Source organism: Methylobacterium endophyticum (genome assembly GCF_050591105.1).
Taxonomy (GTDB): domain Bacteria; phylum Pseudomonadota; class Alphaproteobacteria; order Rhizobiales; family Beijerinckiaceae; genus Methylobacterium.
In genome coordinates, this window is the sequence record NZ_JBNHES010000004.1 from 118,134 (window position 1) to 135,472 (window position 17,339).

Genomic DNA, 17,339 nt, shown 5'->3' on the forward strand with positions numbered 1-17,339 from the left:
CCCTGGTGGCTCGCGGCGGTTCCCCTGATGGGGGCGCTGGCCTTCAGGGCCGTGTGGCGGGCGGCACCGCTCGGCGATTGGCACCGCGTCGTCGATCCGGCCCTGATGGGCGTGCTGGCGCGACGGGGAGCGGTGCTCGGCGGCAGGCGGCAGGCCAATCTCGCGGCCGTCGTCGCCGGCATGGTCATCGCCCTGGCGCTCGTGGGACCGGCGATGGAACGCAAGGACGCCACGACCTTCCGCAACCTCGACGCCACCGTGATCGTGATCGACCTGTCCCGCTCGGTGGCGGAAGGCGGCGACCTGAAGGCCGTGCGTCAGGCCGCTCAAGGCGTGGCGGAGGCCGCCGGCACACGGTCGGTGGCCGTGGTCGTCTATGCCGGCGACGCCTATCTCGCGATGCCGCCGACCACCGACCGCGACAGCCTGGGCACGACCCTGTTCGCCCTCGATGCCGATACCGTGCCGGATCGGGGCAGCCATCCCGAACGCGGATTGGCGCTGGCGCGCAGGACGCTCGCGGAAGCCGACGTGGTCGCCGCCGACATCGTCCTCGTCACGGACGGCAACGGCATCGGCGAGGCCGCCGGCCGCGAGGCGGCGGCCATCGCGGCGAAGGGATGGCGTCTGCAAGCCCTGTTCGTGCCGGCCGTAAAGGTCCTGCCCCCCGGTTCGCCGAAACCCGACCGGGCCGCCCTTGAGTCGCTGACGAGAACCGGCAACGGAAGAACGGCCGATGTCGCGGCACCGGGTGCGGTCCTCGAAGCGGTGGGCGCGAGTACCGCGAACCATCTCGCCGCCGGCGGCTACAGTGTGCTGGCCTATACGGATTTCGGCCGCTGGATCCTGCTGCTGGCTCTCGTTCCGGCCATCGCCCTGTTTCGCAGGAGCGGATGATGGCCTTCCCGGACATGCCGGTTCTGGAGTCCTCACGGTCGCTCCTGGCGTCCGTCCCCTGGCATAAGGCGGCGAGGGTCTCGGGCATCATGCTCGCGAGCACCGTGATCGTTGGGCTCGGCCTGGCTTCCGAGCCGAGGAACGGGCTCGGACGATGGATGATGAGCGTCGGGATGCCCGGCCTGGCAGCCGGCGTCTTCTCCGATCCCTCATGGAAGGGGGTCGCGCTGTACGAAGCCGGGCGATATGGGGACGCCGCGACGCTCTTCCGCAACGGAGGACGACGCAGCGCCTATAATCTCGGCAACGCGCTGGCGCGCATGGGAGATTACGCCGCCGCCGTGGAGGCGTATGATTTCGCCCTCCAGTTCAATCCTCGCGACGCGGACGCCCAGGCGAACCGGTCCCTGATCGCGAGGATGCTCGCGGACGAGATCGTCCGCAGCGGGAACGGCGGCATCGCCAACGGTACGGGCCAGTACGGCGCGCGCTACAACAAGACCGGCAACCAGGACAAGAGCGACGACATCCAGGCCTCCTCGAGCGGTGAGGGACTGGCGGGGAATCGGGAAGCGAACGCGAGCGCCTCGCTGCCAGGCAACAGCAAGGTGTCCCGCCGGGGCAAGGCCGAACAATCGTCGATCGATGCCGGTGCCGGCGAGGCTCGCGGTTCCGTCGGTGACGCCGCCGGTCGCGGCCGCAAGGGTGGCGGATCGGCAATGGTCGCGGAGGCACCCGAGCGCGAGGCACGGCGCGTGACAAAAAGTTTCGAGGCCCACGAGATCAAGCCCGATCGCCTGTGGCTGCAGACCCTGCCGGATGATCCGGGCCGGTTCCTGAAGATGCGGTTGAAGGCCGAGCAGGCACGGCGGATCGAGGCCGGAACGGCCATCCCTACGGGAAGCAACCCATGGTGAGGCCGCTCCTCGTCTGTAGCGTCGCGTTCCTGCTCGGAGCCGCGTTTCCAGCCATCGCTGAGGTAAGACCCGGCGATCTCACCCTCACGGTGACACCCGAGACCAGCGGCAACGCAAAGCCCTTCGCCCGCGAAATGGTGTTGCTGCGCATTCGCGGTGTCTACCGGCAGCAGATCCTGCTCGAGGAGATGCTGCAACCGTCATTGGCGAATTTCAGCTGGACGCAGCTCGGCCGCGATCACTGGGGTCGGACCAAACTGCCCGATGGCCAGAACGCATTGGTCCTCGACAGGGTCATCGCCGTCTTTCCGCATCATGCCGGGGACTTCACGATCGAGCCGTTCACACATCGTCTGACCGTCAACGACGACGGTGTCCGACGCATGATCGATGTCCGGTCCGAGACCGTATCCTTGCCGGTGGCGCAATGGACGAGCCCCGCCGGCGGCCCGGATGCAGCCGATCCCTGGTGGCTCCCGGCACAGGACGTTTCCATCACCGATTCGTGGAGCCCAGATCCCGAAACCCTCAAAGTCGGCGAATCGGCACGCCGTATCGTCACCATTGAAGCTCAGGGGCTCGTGGCTGAAGGTCTGCCGCCTCGTCCGGTCATGCGGACGCGCGGCATCCTTACCTTCGCGGGACCGGTCACGCGGGAGACCATCATCACCCCCGCAGGACCTGTGGCGCGCGCGACATACCAATGGGATGTCCGCCCGGCGATCGACGACGTCATACCGCTCGACGCCATCACGATCCCCTGGTTCGATACGAACACACGCACCATGCGCGAAGCCGAGATTCCCGCCCGTCAGATCGGAGGAGGACTGCCGGATACGGAAGCCGGACCTCCACGTCCCATCGTGTCATGGTTCAAGACGATTTGCGCGAGCGCGCTGGCCTTCTATATCGGATGGCTGATGCTTCGGAGCAGACCGCAGCGTGAATTCTTTGATCGAAAGACATGGACGCAATTAAGCGATGCCGCACGGTCTGAGAATATCGTTTTGTTTTTCAATACCCTCGATAAATTCTTAAAAGGCAATAATAACAAAAAAGCAAAAATAGATTTGATGGAACCTGTCAAAACGAAAATTTCCGAAATCGAGAGCCATATCTATGGCCTCAAAAAAACATCATCTGTAGATTTGAGATCGTCGTTGAAGATCCTCGAAACGTTACAATCGGCAAGAGCGACACCGACTCCCGAAGCAGCTGCGTTGGCATCGCTCGACGGTCTGTCGGATCACGCACAGCAGACGAACGTTAGGGCAAATCGTTAACGACCTGTTTACTCTTCCCTGAAAATCTCCAACGAACAGGGAATTGCGTTCATGGCCGGCAAGCAGCAGAGCGTCAGGCGAATGCGAGGCGTTGTTTTTGCGATGCATTTTCTAGGGTTGGTATCGACTGCTTTTGCGGCGGATTTGACGATCACCAATCCCTTCATCGGACCGCAGCGATACTTTCCTCGCGAGGACGGGAGCGACTCTCACGACGCGCTTCTTCAAAAGCAGCATCGTTTTGCAAGCCACTGCTTGCCACGCAGAGTACCCGTGCCGACAAACCATCCGAATGATCCCAGCTACACTGGGTCGGAATATGGTTTGGGGAAACCGAGCTATTACGGGTTCACTCCACCACGCGGTATCGATGATCCGTTCGGCAGGCCCGTGTTGCCATATTGCCGCTAATGCTTATCGTCACGGCGATCCGCTTGCCTTAGAGGAGGCAAGCCGAATTTCTTCTCTCGTCATCGACGACAAGCAGCACGGCTCCCTTGATCCATCTGACCGAATTGCCCCTTCTTCGCGGCACCGTCGAGGCTTGGCGGCGGGCTGGCGAGCGCATTGTCCTGGTTCCGACAATGGGAGCTCTGCATCGCGGACATCTCGCTCTGGTCGACCATGCGCGCACGCTCGGCGACCGGGTGATCGTGAGCATCTTCGTCAATCCGACGCAATTCGGTCCAAACGAGGATTTCTCTCGTTACCCGCGTGACGAGAAGACCGACCTCGCCAATCTGCAATCACACGATGTCGACGCCGTTTGGATACCCAGTGTGGAGACCATGTATCCTCACGGCTTTCAAACCACGATAGATGTCGGAGATCTGGCAAAGCATCTCTGCGGACCTTTTCGACCCGGCCATTTTTCCGGCGTCGCCACGGTCGTAACGAAACTCGTGAACCAAGTGTCTCCCGATATCGCGATATTCGGCGAAAAAGATTTTCAACAACTCCAAATCATCCGCCGCGTGATGGAAGATTTAGATATTCCTGTCGCGATAGAAGGTTTTCCGACAGTTAGAGAGCACGATGGATTGGCGCTATCGTCTCGAAACCGTTATCTGTCGGAAACAGAAAGAGCTATAGCTCCCAAGCTCTATGAAACCCTACAAGAAATTGCGGCCGGCGCCCGAAGCGGCGAACCGATTGATGAGCTGATTTTATCGGCAAAAGATAAAATCAAAAAATATGGTTTTACTGACATACAATATATTTCAATAAACAACGAATTTAATCTCGATAAGACAGATAAAATTGAGTCTCATGAGCGTGTCTTTGCTGCCGCAGTAATTGGAAATACGAGACTAATCGATAACTTATTTATATAAAAATATGTATGCTGTACTGCATATTTTGCTGAAGATTCTAATAGCGCACTTTTTTATACCTAAAGGAGCTTAAGAGAATCGCCTGATCTGGTTGAGGTCGACGAGACCTGCGACGAGGCTTGTGAAAGATTTGTAGATGTCAGCACATCGATAGTAGCGCACGAGCGAGTGACGAAAGCGCTTGGACCATCCAGTTGCCCCGCTCAAGCGTTTCACTACTCTCAATGCCCCTGAGGGCGAGCCACGATAAGATCTGTAATGCCCTGGCATGGTAGGCTTTGTGGGCGTTGAACCCCTATGCGTCCCGCTGCGGCAAGCTGGGATCGCGTCAAATGCTTGGACCATGATCACACTGCAGTGCAGCTTGGCTCCGTGAGGCAAAGGCCAAGTTGCGCGACAGCGTGTCGGTGACGATATGACACTTCATGCTCAGCTTGTTTCAGTTCTTCTTGAGCCAGGGCAAATATGCTGTCCAAGTTCATCAAGCTCCAGTCGATCTCGTTGACCGCATGCAGGTGGTGCCACTGATTCGGTCCCTAAACTATCTCGGAAGACAACACCGAACGCAGCATAACCCAGATGTAGATCAGCGATGTTTGGTTCCTTAGTCAAAACGGCAACAAAATGAGTCGATCAAGATCTGGAGATCCACAGACAGCTAACCTGTTTATCTGAAGATTATCAACATTTTCTGATTCTAGAAAGCATTTGTTCGACATGATTTATTGGAGTATCTGGAGTAATACCATGTCCTAAATTAAAGATATGCGGCGTTCCTGTAGCAGAGATTAAAATTGAATCAACCTCTTCATCAAGTTTATAACCTCCATTCACAAGTGTTAAAGGATTTAAATTTCCTTGAGTAGGTGAAGTTATCGGTATTAATTTTCTCAACTCTGAAAAATTTACAGCCCAGTCTACACCAACTGCATTAGCTTTCGTCTCAGGAATTACGCGTAAATGATTTTCAAAGCCAGATCCTTTTGCAAAAACAATAACAGGAGCGTCAGGAATAACTGCTCTAACACGAGAAATCATTTCTCTAATTGGATTAAAACTCCAACGTAAAATAGAATCTTCGCCCACAGGTAAATTACCAGCATGAGATTCAAAAATTTGGACAGCATTTGCACCTGCCCGAAATTGTCTTATTAAATATTCACTTTGCACGTCAATGAGTTTTTGAATTAACAAATCAAACAACTTTGGATTAGCATTTGCAAAGCTCTTCGCTTTTGTTAAATCAATACTTCCCTGTCCGGCAATCATGTAACTTGCGACAGTCCAAGGAGCACCGCAGAAACCCAAAAGAGTCACGTTAGATGGTAATCGACTTTTGAGAACGTCCAATGTTTCAAATATAGGTTCCAAATGATTAAATATTGCTTTGGAACCAAATTCTTCCAATGAAATAAATTTATCGTACGAATCTACAGGATCTAAACGAGGACCTTCTCCCTCCACAAAAGATACTTTTTGTCCAAGTGCATCGGGAATAACTAAGATATCTGAAAATAAAATCGCAGCATCTAGATTAAATCTTTGTATGGGCTGAAGTGTAACCTCAACCGCATATTTTGAATTATAACAGAGATTCAAAAATGATCCTGCTTTTGCTCGAACAGCTCTGTATTCTGGAAGATATCTTCCTGCCTGTCGCATCATCCATATTGGAGGAACATTTTCTGTTTTTCCCTTCAACACGTTCAACACAGATTTAGATGTGTTCATGTACATCACTCGTTGCTAACATAAAGACAGTTATTATTTAATAATAGAAAACCATATATTCTGTTTATAGACAGTGAATTGCGTATTATAAAAATTATACACAAGATACGCATAGAGAAAACCATTTAACAAAAAATTAGCAATTCCATGTTATAATCGAAAACCCTGTTTTTTTTCAGTACCTTATCACTCGCCGGTTGACTGGTCCAATTCGATTATTCGTGCTATTCCTTTTTCCGCACTTTTGCAAATCCACATTCCCTATGTGTTGAAAAAATGGGTCGTAATTTTTTCCATCTTCACCTTGTATCAGATTCTACAGGTGAAACTCTTATAAACGTTGGACGAGCAGCTGCAGCACAATACGAAGGCATTTCAGCGATCGAACATGTTTATCCTCTTGTAAGATCACGAGCTCAGTTAGAACGAGTTATTTCAGAAATAGAAGCTGCACCTGGGCTTGTTTTATACACGCTCGTCGAAAATGAATTAGCGGCACGATTGGAAATCTCCTGTCGAAGTACAGGTTCACCTTTTTTATCTGTCTTGCAACCTGTACACGCGTTGTTGCAAGCCTATCTTGGTGCTGAGACTATTTCTCGTCCGGGTGCCCAACATTTGTTAAATGCTGACTATTTTAAGAGAATCGACGCAATGAATTTTACCTTAGCCCACGATGATGGAAATTTACCAGACAATTTGGAAGAAGCTGATGTAATTTTGCTGGGTGTTAGCAGGACATCTAAAACACCCACATCTATCTATCTTGCGAATAAAGGACTTAAGACGACTAATTTCCCACTTATACCATCCGCTCCTTTTCCTATTAAATTGTTGGAAGCTCGCAATCCATTAATCGTTGGACTTCTGGCATCTCCAGAGAGAATTGTTCAGATTAGACAAAATAGATTGCTTAGCCTTCAAGCAGATAGTTCATCCCTATACATCGATAAGGATGCTGTTGCTAAGGAAATTTCTGATTCTCGTAAAATATGTTTACGTTATAAGTGGCCTATTATTGACGTAACGAGACGTTCGATTGAAGAAACTGCGGCTGCTATTCTGGATCTTTACCGAGAACATCGAGTGAAATTTCTGGCGATATGAAGCCCATGAAACCTATTTGGACTTTGTCATCTCCACTTGTGCTTGCCTCAAGCAGTCGTGTTCGTAGAGTTTTATTGGAAAGATTTTCGATACCGTTAGAAATTGTTAAACATAAAGTTGACGAGAGAGATGCTGATCAGGGCGTTCCGTTTAAAGATAGCCCGCAGAAAATGGCTGTCTTTTTAGCCAAGCAAAAGGCTTGGTCTATACATAAAGATCGCGAACATAAGTGGATACTTGGTTCTGATCAAATATTGGAATTTCAAAATGAAATTTTTCATAAAATTTCTAGTAGGGATGAATTATTTAATAGATTAGCGTTATTTTCTGAAAAACATCATACACTACATTCGGCAGCTGTTCTTATTGGACCGAACGCCAGAGAGATTATTTTCTCTCAATCTGCTTCGATCTTCGTAAAACGATTGTCGCCATATGAAATCGAAAAATATATAGAGAAAAATATTTCAACGCATGTTCTAGACAGTGTTGGAGGTTATCATTTTGAAGACGAAGGTGTTTTTCTGTTCAAAAAAATAATCGGATCTTATAGTTCGATTTTGGGAATTCCAATTTATCAGATAATAGACTATTTTTATTCAAACGGTATTATGCAGTTAGATTGAATTGAAAATTTCTGATGACTTGTTCAGTGCTATCTGGGGTGGCTCAAAAGCTACCCCGAGTTGGTTATGGTATCAGGACGAGGCGGCAAGCGCGTGAAGGTTGCCGTTCAACCCCGCGCACAGATCGTCGATTTCCGACACGTCAAGAGCGTCACCGGTCTCGTTGGCGATAGCGTCGATAAGATGATCCTGTCGTGGATCAAAAGGATGCCCCTGCATCCGATAGAACTGGTAGTAGCGTAGAGCAGCTAGTACGGTGTCGCGCTCGCGAGCGGATACGGTGATGTTCTGCATCGTTCTGTCGTCCTCTCGATCGTCCAACAGGTGCTTCAGCAAGCTCGCGCGCCGACTCGCCAAGCTTCGCCGTTGTAACGTTTATGCGATAAGGCAGTCCACCTCTTGACGTCCGTCGACATGGTGATTCGGTCGAAAACGACCGGTCCAGAAGGTCTAACAGATCCATAGGTTATTGACATACATAGCAAATTTTCTGAGGTTAATCTTCATAGCCTTGTCTTAATGAAATTCATATATAGGTATAGATTATACAACTATGATAGGAATTATTTAAATAAATAATGCTGTACTTTTAAATATAATACGGAATTATATTGTATAGGACGCCATCATGAAAAAGGATATCCATTTCTCATGAAAAAATCATTCTTTCATTTAATCATATCTGGAATTACATGTTTCATTGCTTCAACGAGTTCAGTAAGAGGACAGGCTGATCCGAGCCCGATGCAAGTCGAGTCTGGTATTGTGACACCGGATGAAGCGCGGTTACTGCCGGTTCTTTCGCGCCACGGGATGGTCAGTTCTCAGGAGGCGTTAGCGACACATGTTGGTGTCGCTGTTCTGGAGAAAGGAGGCAATGCCATCGATGCGGCTGTAGCTGTTGGATTTGCTCTTGCGGTGACTTTGCCGCGTGCGGGCAATCTCGGCGGCGGTGGCTTTATGATGGTGCATCTTGCCAAGACAGGCGAGGACATTGCCATCGATTATCGTGAGACTGCACCTGCGGCCGCAACCGCTACGATGTTCCTGAACGCGTCGGGTGAACCCGATCGCAATGCTTCGACGCGAACCGGCAAGGCGGTGGGAGTACCAGGTACGGTGCGCGGGCTTGCAGAAGCGCATCGTTTGTATGGTTCGGGAAAGCTCTCTCTGGCCGATTTGATGGCGCCGGCGGAAAAACTCGCTCGCAACGGTATTCCGGTCGAATCGGGCCTTGCCGATTCCCTGCCGCGCGCTGCGGGGTTGTTGGGACGCTGGCCTTCGAGCCGCAGCATCTTTTTTCAGGGCGAAACACCGCTTCCACGTGGCGCTACGCTGATTCAGGCCGATTTGGCCGGCACCCTACACGCAATCGCGGAATCCGGTCCCGATGCCTTCTATCGAGGCGATATCGCCCGGCGAATCGCCGAATCCGTTCGAGATGCCGGTGGCGTGATGACCGAAGCCGATCTGGCTTCCTACAAACCCGTGATTCGCAAACCTGTACGTGGACAATATCGTGGCTACGAGATCGTCTCGATGCCGCCTCCGAGCTCCGGCGGGGTGCATCTGATCGAGATGCTCAACATCCTCGAAGGCTACGATCTGGCATCCATGGGTGCCGGCAGCGCCCAGGCGCTCCACGTCATGGCCGAGGCAATGAAGCCGGCCTATGCGGATCGTGCATCCTGGCTCGGCGATCCGTCCCGCGTGAAGGTCCCGGTGGCGGGATTGATCGCCAAACCCTACGCGAATGGCCTGCGCGCCGCTATCGACTTGAACCGCGCGCGACCCGCCGATGAGGTCAAGGCCGGCGATCCTTTGCCTTTCGAGCATACGGAGACCACACATTTCTCGGTGGTGGACGCCGAGGGCAATGCGGTAGCCAACACCTACACGCTCAATTTCTCCTATGGCATCGGATTGGTCGCCGAAGGCACGGGGGTGCTTCTCAATAACGAGATGGACGATTTTTCCGCCAAAACCGGCGCCCTCAACGCTTATGGGCTCGTCGGAGGGGACAGCAACGCCGTGGCGCCCGGCGCCCGGCCGCTCTCGTCCATGAGCCCGACCTTCGTGCTGCGCGACGGCAAGCTCGTTCTGGTGACGGGTAGCCCCGGCGGCAGCCGCATCATCACCACCGTTCTCCAGGTCATCGTCAATCTCGTCGATTTGCGCATGAACCTTGCCGAGGCGGTCGCCTTCCCGCGTATCCATCACCAATGGCGGCCGGATGTTCTCCTGGTCGAGGAGGGCCTGTCGCCGGATACCCTCGCGCTTCTGCGGGCGAAGGGCCACAAGGTGAAGGTCGCAACCCCCTCGGGCTCGGCGAACTCCGTGATGCGGATCGACGGGCTTCTCGCCGGCGCATCCGATCCGCGTCAGCGCGGGACCCTCGCCGAGGGGTATTGAGATGCACCGCGGTTTTTCCCCGAGAGCCGCAGCAGGGTGGCGCAAAATGGGCTACAGGGGCTGCATCGGCCTCGAGCCCAACGATACCTCCGAGCGATGCCAGTCCTTCGCGCCCTCGCCTTCAACGCCTGCTTCTATCTCTATACGGTGCTCATCGGGATCCTGGGTCTGCCGAGCGTCGTCTCACGATCGACGACCTTGAAGCTCGTGCGTGCCTGGGCCGGCGGCTCGCTCTGGCTGCTGCGCGTTCTCGGAGGCGTGGCCTACGAATTTCGCGGCCTGGACAACATACCGAAAGGGCCGCTCCTCCTCGGAGCCAAGCACCAATCCGTGCTGGAAACCCTGGCCATGACCCTGGTTCTGGAGGACTTCGCCTACATCCTGAAGCGGGAGCTGCTCTTCATTCCCGTGGTCGGCTGGTACATGATGCGTGCCGGCATGGTGGCCATCGACCGGAGCAAGGGCTCGAAGGCCATGACGCTGATGAACAGCGCGGCTGCCGATGCCATCGCTGAGGGGCGCCAGCTCATCATCTTTCCCGAAGGGACGCGCCGGCCCCCCGGCGCTCCGCCGGCCTACAAGCTCGGGCTCGTCCATCTCTACACGCGTCTCGGAGTGCCCTGTGTGCCCGTGGCGGTGAACACGGGATTGTTCTGGCCCCGCCGCAGCCTCGTTCGCCGGCCGGGCACGGCGGTGATCGAGTTCCTGCCGCCGATCCCGGCCGGCATGGAACGCACAGCCTTCCTCGCCCTCATTCAGGAACGGGTCGAGACGGCTTCGAACGTGCTGCTCGACAAAGGCCGTGCCGAATTGGCCGCACGCGGTATCGTGCTGCCCGAGCACGATACCGTTTCGCGCGCTGGCTGACCGTCGTCCCGGTCTCGTCCGGCAGGGAAATGTCGACGCAAGCGATGCAGCCCCGCCCGTCGTGACCGATCCGCCGCCGATCTCAAGGGATCGGTTGGCGGTTGCCCGAGGCCGTCAGTGCGAGGGTGATGTCGAAAGCCGAGGCGATGCTCTCGTGCCAGAACGAGAAGGGAGTGGGCTGCGGCAGATGCAGGGCGCCGTCCGTCTCCGATCCGGCGGCGTGAAGGTCGGCGCCGTGCTTCCTCGCGAGCTCCCTCATCGGCGCGTTGCGCGACAGGCAGCGCACATGCAGGTCGACCACTCCGCGATTGCGGGCGGATTCGGCGATACGCTCGAACAGAGCCGAGCCGATCCCGTTGCGGCGATAGGGCCGCTCCACGGCAAAGGCCGCCTCGGCGCAGGTGCCCAGCGGACGAAGCACCACGGGACTCATCCCGACGGCCGCCGACATGGGCGTTTCGGCGTCGGGCCGCAACTCGCCGAGGCCGCGCAGGATCCCATCGGCGAAGGCGCCGAACACAAGTCCCTCGGTCGTCAGCACGCGTTCGGCGTAAGCGCGCACACCCGCTTCGCTCACCGTCCCCATGAAGCGGTTGGCGCGCGTCTCTGGATCGAGACGCAGGAAATAGGCGAGGACCGCCGCGCGATCGCTTCGCCACAGACGTCGGATCGTGATTCCGTGTGAAAGACGTTCAGGCATGGGCTTGTCGGTCTCCGGGGCATGGCAAGCGCGTGATCGCTCGGAAGCCGGGTGAAACCTCCCTCAAGGCAGAGGAGATGTGGCATGGCCGAATTCATTGTGCAATGCAGCAAAACGACCTAGTTCACATTTGAACCAATGGCCTATCCTCTTGCCCGCGTTGCCGGCGCGAGGCACAGGACGATCCTTTCCGGCTCGAGGCCGCCATCCCACGCATCGCGAACCGTCGAGCCATGCCGTGACCGAACCATCGAAGGATGCTCGCGAGACCCCCCTATCGCCGGGGCCCGTCCACGATCGCTACGAGGCGCTGGTGCGAAGCAGCGCGATCGAACGCGATCCCGCGCAAGCCGTCTTGGTCCAGGCGCTCGACCGTCTGGTGATCGCGCTGGAACGACGGCGGCGGGCGAGCAAAGGCAGCGCGCTGGGCTGGCTCTTCGGGCGCAAGGCGGAGACCGCAGGACCTCCAAAGGGTCTGTACATCTGGGGATCGGTCGGTCGCGGCAAGACCATGCTCATGGACCTCTTCTACGAGGCCGCGCCGGGCAAGAAGCGGCGCGTGCATTTTCACGGCTTCCTGGCCGACGCGCATGAGCGCATCCATGCCTACCGGCAAGCGCTGAAGGCGGGAACCGTCCAGGCGGAAGATCCGATCGCGCCCGTCGCGGATGCGCTCGCGAACGAGGCGACCCTGCTCTGTTTCGACGAGTTCACCGTTACCGATATCGCCGATGCCATGATTCTCGGCCGGTTGTTCGGCGCCCTGTTCAAGCGCGGCGTGACGGTCGTGGCGACCTCGAATGTCGAGCCGGACCGGCTCTACGAGGGCGGCCTCAACCGGGCGCTGTTCCTGCCCTTTCTGGCCGAGCTTAAGGAGCGCGTGGAAGTCCTGCGGCTCGATTCGCGTACGGATTTCCGCCTGGAGAAGCTCGGCGGCGCGTCGGTCTGGCATGTCCCCGCCGACGAGACCGCCCATTCGGCGCTCGACGCGGCCTTCCGCGGCCTCACGGGAAAGGCGAAGGGCTCCGCCTCGACGCTGAAGGTGAAGGGCCGGGAGGTCGAGGTGCCGGAGGAGGCCGCAGGCGTCGCCCGCTTCCGCTTCGCCGATCTCTGCGCCAAGCCGCTGGGAGCGTCCGACTACATGGCGCTGGCGAACGCCTTCCATACGCTGATCCTCGAGGACATCCCGGTGATGGGCGAGGAAAACCGCAACGAGGCCAAGCGCTTCATCACGCTCGTCGACACGCTCTACGACGGCCGCGTGAAGCTTCTCGCCTCCGCCGCGGCGGAGGCGCCCGGCCTTTACACGGCGACCGATGGACGCGAAGCGTTCGAGTTCGATCGCACGGTCTCACGGCTGATCGAGATGCGCTCGGCGGAATACCTCGCGCTCCCCAAGGGAGCCGGCAATTCCCAGGCATCCGGCGCGACCACCGGACTCGTCGAGACCTGAGCGCGGCGGCTACCGCTCCTTGTCGTATCGGAACGCATGCTCCACGCGCGGCATGCCGATGCGCTCGTAGAACGAGACCGCCCCCGGCGCGGCGGTGAGCAGCACGCTGCATTCCGGGCCGACCTTTTCGCGCACGGTGTCGAGCAGGCGCCGGCCGATGCCGCGCCCCTGCTGGGCCTTGTCCACGGCGAGGTCCGAGACATAGGCGCAGTAGGAGAAATCCGTCAGCACCCGCGCGACCCCGACGAGCGTGCGCTCGGGCGTGAGGACGCGGGCGGTGACGATCAGGTCCGCGGCCGCCAGCATCCGTGCCAGCCGGTCGATGTCGTCGGCGGGGCGACGCGGTGCCAGACCCGACGAGACGAGGACGCGGCGGAACTCCGCCGCGCTCAAGGACGGATCGACCGCGTAGACGATGCCGCCGCTCACCGGCTCAGGCCGTGAGCGTGCCGTGGCAGTGCTTGTACTTCTTGCCGGAACCGCAGGGGCAGGGCTCGTTGCGCCCGACACGGCCCCAGGTGGTGGCGTCGTCGGGGTTGCGCTCGAGCACCGCCGTGTCGGCCGACAGGCTCTGCGCCGCGTAGCCATAGGCCGGTCCGGCACCGCCGTCGCTGCCGGAGCCGCGACCGTCGAAGCTCATCTCGTTCTCGCCGGTGGCGGGGTCGAGATGCTGGGCGAACATCGGCGGCAGGGCCGGCGGCTCCTGCGCCTCGGGCTCCTGGTACATGATCTCGATGCGCGAGAGCTGGCCCGTCACCTGCTCGCGCAAGGACGCCACGAGGCCGTTGAAGAGGTCGAAAGCTTCCGACTTGTACTCGTTCAACGGGTCGCGCTGGGCGAAGCCGCGCCAGCCGATCACCTGCCGCAGGTGGTCGAGGGTGACGAGATGCTCGCGCCAGAGATGGTCGAGGGTCTGGAGCAGCACCTGCTTCTCGATATAAGTCATCAGCTCGGGCGTGTTCTTCTCGACGCGCTCCGCGTAACCTTCGTCGGACGCCTTGCGCAGGCGCTCGCGCATCTCCTCGTCGGCGATGCCCTCCTCCTTGGCCCAGTCCTCCACCGGCGCCTCGACGTTAAGCACCTCGCGGGCGCGCTCGGCGAGACCGGCGGCATCCCACTGCTCGGCATAGGCGTTGGCGGGGATGTGGACGGCGACGAGATCGTCGACGACGCCGTGGCGCATCTCGTCCACGGTCTCGCGCACGCTCTCCTGGGCCATGAAGTCGCGGCGCTGCTCGAACACGACCTTGCGCTGGTCGTTCATGACGTTGTCGTATTTGAGCACGTTCTTGCGCATGTCGAAGTTGCGCGCCTCGACCTTCTGCTGCGCCTTCTCGATGGCCTTGTTGATCCAGGGATGGATGATCGCCTCGCCCTGCTCCAGGCCGAGGCGCTGGAGCATGCCGTCCATGCGGTCGGACCCGAAGATGCGCATCAGGTCGTCCTGGAGCGACAGGTAGAACTTCGAGCGGCCGGGATCGCCCTGGCGCCCGGAGCGGCCGCGCAGCTGGTTGTCGATGCGGCGGGATTCGTGGCGCTCGGTACCGATGATGTAGAGGCCGCCGGGCAGGTCCTTCTTGCGGCCCGCCGCCGGATCGGCCGGCTCGCCGGAGGCCAGCACCCTGTCGCGATAGCCCGCGATCTCGGCCTTGATCGCCTCGACCTTCGCGTCCCGCTCGGGGCCGTCCTCGAGCCCGGCGAGTTCCTTCTCGACGCGCATCTCCACATTGCCGCCGAGCTTGATGTCGGTGCCGCGCCCGGCCATGTTGGTGGCGATGGTGATGGCGCCGGGCACGCCGGCCTCGGCCACGATATAGGCTTCCTGCTCGTGGAAGCGCGCGTTCAGCACCGCGAAGCGCTTGGTGACGCGGCCCTCGCGGGCGGCCTTGTAGACGTCGGTGAGCGCGTTGAGGTCGGAATAGTCCAGCGGCGTGTAGCCGGCCTTCTTCAGCAGTTCGGCGAGGTATTCCGACTTCTCGATGGAGCCGGTGCCGACCAGGATCGGCTGAAGGCGATTATGCGCCTTGTCGATCTCGGCGATGATGCCGGCGTATTTCTCCTCTACGGTCCGGTAGACCTCGTCGTCCTCGTCGACGCGCTCGACCTCCTTGTTGGTGGGGATCTCGACCACGTCGAGCTTGTAGATCTCGGCGAACTCGTCGGCCTCGGTGGAGGCGGTGCCGGTCATGCCCGCCAACTTGCCGTAGAGGCGGAAGTAGTTCTGGAAGGTGATCGAGGCTAGCGTCTGGTTCTCGGGCTGGATCGTCACCCGCTCCTTGGCCTCGAGCGCCTGGTGCAGCCCTTCCGAGTAGCGCCGGCCCTGCATCATGCGGCCGGTGAACTCGTCGATGATGACCACCTCGTCGTTCTTGACGATGTAGTCCTTGTCCAGGGTGAAGAGCGTGTTGGCCCGCAGCGCCTGGTTGACGTGATGGACGATGGTGACGTTGTGGCCGTCGTAGAGGTCGCCGTCCTTGAGGATGCCCGCCTCGCGCAGCGCCTCCTCGATGAACTCGTTGCCGGCCTCGGTGAGCGAGACGGTGCGCTGCTTCTCGTCGAGGTCGTAATGCTCCGGCATGAGCTGCGGCATGATCGCGTCGACGGAGACGTACAGCTCGGAGCGGTCGTCCACCGGGCCGGAGATGATGAGCGGGGTACGCGCCTCGTCGATCAGGATCGAGTCGACCTCGTCCACGATGGCGAAGTTGTGCCCGCGCTGCGCCATCTGCGCGAGCTCGTACTTCATGTTGTCGCGCAGGTAGTCGAAGCCGAACTCGTTGTTGGTGCCGTAGGTGATGTCGCAGGCGTAGGAGTCCTTGCGCTGCGCGTCGTCGAGCCCGTGGACGATGGTCCCGACGCTCATGCCGAGGAACCGGTAGACTCGGCCCATCCATTCGGCATCGCGCGAGGCGAGGTAGTCGTTGACGGTGACGACGTGGACGCCCTCCCCCGCCAGCGCGTTGAGATAGACGGCCAGCGTCGCCACCAGGGTCTTGCCCTCGCCGGTCTTCATCTCGGCGATGCCGCCCTCGTGCAGCACCATGCCGCCGATGAGCTGCACGTCGAAATGGCGCTGGCCGAGCACGCGCTTGGCCGCCTCGCGCACGGTGGCGAAGGCGGGCACCAGGATGTCGTCGAGGCTCTTGCCGGCGGCGAGCTCGCCCTTCAGCATCGCGGTGCGCGCGCGCAGATCGTCGTCGGACAGGCCCGCGAGCTCCGGCTCCATCGCGTTGATCGCCGCCACGCGCGGGCGATAGCCCTTCACCCGGCGGTCGTTGGACGAGCCGAAAATCTTCTTGGCGAGGGCACCGAGCATCGAGGGAACCACCAGTCGGGACTGCCGTGCCGGAAGCTTCGGCACGGTCGCAGTCGGGAAAGCCGCGCGGGAAAGCCCGGCGCGGGTCGTTTGCGCGCGCTTATAGAGGTAAATATCGGCGGGCGCATCCGGTAGGGGCACCCCGGCGCGGGTGGTGACGCAGCCGGTCCCGGTCGAGCGGAGTCACGCTCGATATCAGCCGCCGCCCGAACGATCCGGGCAGCGCGATGCGCAACTGTCAGTTGATTTCGCAGAAGCCCTGGCCCGACCCGATGACACGGCCATTGGCGCACCATGGCACGACGGCGACGACCTCGCGAATCGTCGGTTTGGCGTCCGATTTGGCATCCGGCTTGAGATCGCCCCCGGCCTCCGGTGCCTTCGCTTCGCGAGGAGGCTGAGCAGGAGCGGATCCCGCGACGGTGGGTGCTGCGGCGACCACGGGCGTCACGCGCAGTCCGGACCCCCTGAGCGGCACGGGCGCATGAGCGGCCGTCCAGATGCCGCCGAAGCCGCGCCGACCCTTGGCTTGCGCCTCGGTGGCCGGAACGGCGAGCACGAGAACGAGACTCGCCGCGTGGATGATGGAGACGATCCGCATGCGCCCCTCCGGGATAGAGAGCGAAGGCTAGGCACGCCCGCCTTAACGAAGCGTCGCGTGCCTGCCTCGAATGCGCCGGATCCGGCGCGCCGTTC

The 17,339-nt window shown here is 58.7% G+C and carries 15 protein-coding genes; 9 read left to right on the forward strand and 6 right to left on the reverse strand.

Going from position 1 to position 17,339, the window contains the following annotated elements; translation table 11 throughout:
* The first annotated feature begins 27 nt into the window (after positions 1-27).
* The 4 genes from ACP56T_RS06710 to panC all read left to right on the forward strand — a co-directional run bounded on the left by ACP56T_RS06710 (position 28) and on the right by panC (position 4,431).
* Positions 28-897 carry a vWA domain-containing protein gene (locus ACP56T_RS06710; RefSeq protein WP_430911485.1) on the forward strand — a complete coding sequence of 290 codons (870 nt, stop codon included), beginning with the start codon at positions 28-30 and terminating at the stop codon, positions 895-897.
* 14 nt (positions 898-911) lie between these two features.
* The gene (locus ACP56T_RS06715; protein WP_430911486.1) at positions 912-1,814 is read left to right on the forward strand and encodes a tetratricopeptide repeat protein; all 903 of its coding nucleotides are present in this window, start codon (positions 912-914) and stop codon (positions 1,812-1,814) included.
* Complete coding sequence (locus ACP56T_RS06720) at positions 1,808-3,097, forward strand: hypothetical protein (RefSeq protein WP_430911350.1); 1,290 nt, start codon at positions 1,808-1,810, stop codon at positions 3,095-3,097. Before ACP56T_RS06715 ends, ACP56T_RS06720 begins: the two co-directional genes overlap by 7 nt.
* A 497-nt stretch (positions 3,098-3,594) precedes the next feature.
* Positions 3,595-4,431 carry a pantoate--beta-alanine ligase gene (gene panC, locus ACP56T_RS06725; RefSeq protein WP_430911351.1) on the forward strand — a complete coding sequence of 279 codons (837 nt, stop codon included), beginning with the start codon at positions 3,595-3,597 and terminating at the stop codon, positions 4,429-4,431.
* Positions 4,432-5,112: 681 nt separating this feature from the next.
* Here the strand turns inward: panC and hemE are convergent.
* Complete coding sequence (gene hemE, locus ACP56T_RS06730; protein ID WP_430911352.1) at positions 5,113-6,162, reverse strand: uroporphyrinogen decarboxylase; 1,050 nt, start codon at positions 6,160-6,162, stop codon at positions 5,113-5,115.
* A 276-nt stretch (positions 6,163-6,438) separates the two neighbouring features.
* On the opposite strand from hemE, the gene ACP56T_RS06735 reads away from it, so the two are divergent.
* Both ACP56T_RS06735 and ACP56T_RS06740 read left to right on the forward strand, forming a co-directional pair.
* Positions 6,439-7,269 (forward strand): pyruvate, water dikinase regulatory protein, encoded by an 831-nt coding sequence (locus ACP56T_RS06735; protein ID WP_430911353.1) that lies wholly within the window; start codon positions 6,439-6,441, stop codon positions 7,267-7,269.
* Positions 7,270-7,274: 5 nt separating this feature from the next.
* Complete coding sequence (locus ACP56T_RS06740) at positions 7,275-7,895, forward strand: Maf family protein (RefSeq protein ID WP_430911354.1); 621 nt, start codon at positions 7,275-7,277, stop codon at positions 7,893-7,895.
* 72 nt (positions 7,896-7,967) lie between these two features.
* Here the strand turns inward: ACP56T_RS06740 and ACP56T_RS06745 are convergent, their stop codons facing one another.
* Positions 7,968-8,189 (reverse strand): hypothetical protein, encoded by a 222-nt coding sequence (locus ACP56T_RS06745; RefSeq protein WP_430911355.1) that lies wholly within the window; start codon positions 8,187-8,189, stop codon positions 7,968-7,970.
* A gap of 450 nt (positions 8,190-8,639) precedes the next feature.
* On the opposite strand from ACP56T_RS06745, the gene ggt reads away from it, so the two are divergent.
* Positions 8,640-10,307 carry a gamma-glutamyltransferase gene (ggt, locus tag ACP56T_RS06750; RefSeq protein WP_430911356.1) on the forward strand — a complete coding sequence of 556 codons (1,668 nt, stop codon included), beginning with the start codon at positions 8,640-8,642 and terminating at the stop codon, positions 10,305-10,307.
* Positions 10,308-10,403: 96 nt separating this feature from the next.
* Positions 10,404-11,174, forward strand: a complete 771-nt coding sequence (locus ACP56T_RS06755) for a lysophospholipid acyltransferase family protein (protein ID WP_430911357.1) — start codon at positions 10,404-10,406, stop codon at positions 11,172-11,174.
* An 82-nt stretch (positions 11,175-11,256) separates the two neighbouring features.
* Here ACP56T_RS06755 and ACP56T_RS06760 read toward each other — a convergent pair whose 3' ends face one another.
* Positions 11,257-11,874, reverse strand: a complete 618-nt coding sequence (locus ACP56T_RS06760) for a GNAT family N-acetyltransferase (RefSeq protein WP_430911358.1) — start codon at positions 11,872-11,874, stop codon at positions 11,257-11,259.
* 238 nt (positions 11,875-12,112) lie between these two features.
* On the opposite strand from ACP56T_RS06760, the gene zapE reads away from it, so the two are divergent.
* Positions 12,113-13,327, forward strand: coding sequence for a cell division protein ZapE (gene zapE / locus ACP56T_RS06765; RefSeq protein ID WP_430911487.1), 1,215 nt, complete (start codon positions 12,113-12,115; stop codon positions 13,325-13,327).
* A gap of 9 nt (positions 13,328-13,336) precedes the next feature.
* On the opposite strand, the gene ACP56T_RS06770 is transcribed toward zapE, so the two are convergent.
* From ACP56T_RS06770 to ACP56T_RS06780, 3 genes are all read right to left on the reverse strand, one after another.
* Entirely contained in the window at positions 13,337-13,756 is a 420-nt protein-coding gene (locus ACP56T_RS06770; protein WP_430911359.1) for a GNAT family N-acetyltransferase, read from the reverse strand.
* Between the two features lie 4 nt (positions 13,757-13,760).
* Positions 13,761-16,643 (reverse strand): preprotein translocase subunit SecA, encoded by a 2,883-nt coding sequence (secA, locus tag ACP56T_RS06775; RefSeq protein WP_430911360.1) that lies wholly within the window; start codon positions 16,641-16,643, stop codon positions 13,761-13,763.
* A gap of 238 nt (positions 16,644-16,881) precedes the next feature.
* Positions 16,882-17,244: a hypothetical protein gene (locus tag ACP56T_RS06780; protein ID WP_430911361.1), complete on the reverse strand. Its 363-nt coding sequence runs from the start codon at positions 17,242-17,244 to the stop codon at positions 16,882-16,884.
* Between the last annotated feature and the right edge of the window lie 95 nt (positions 17,245-17,339).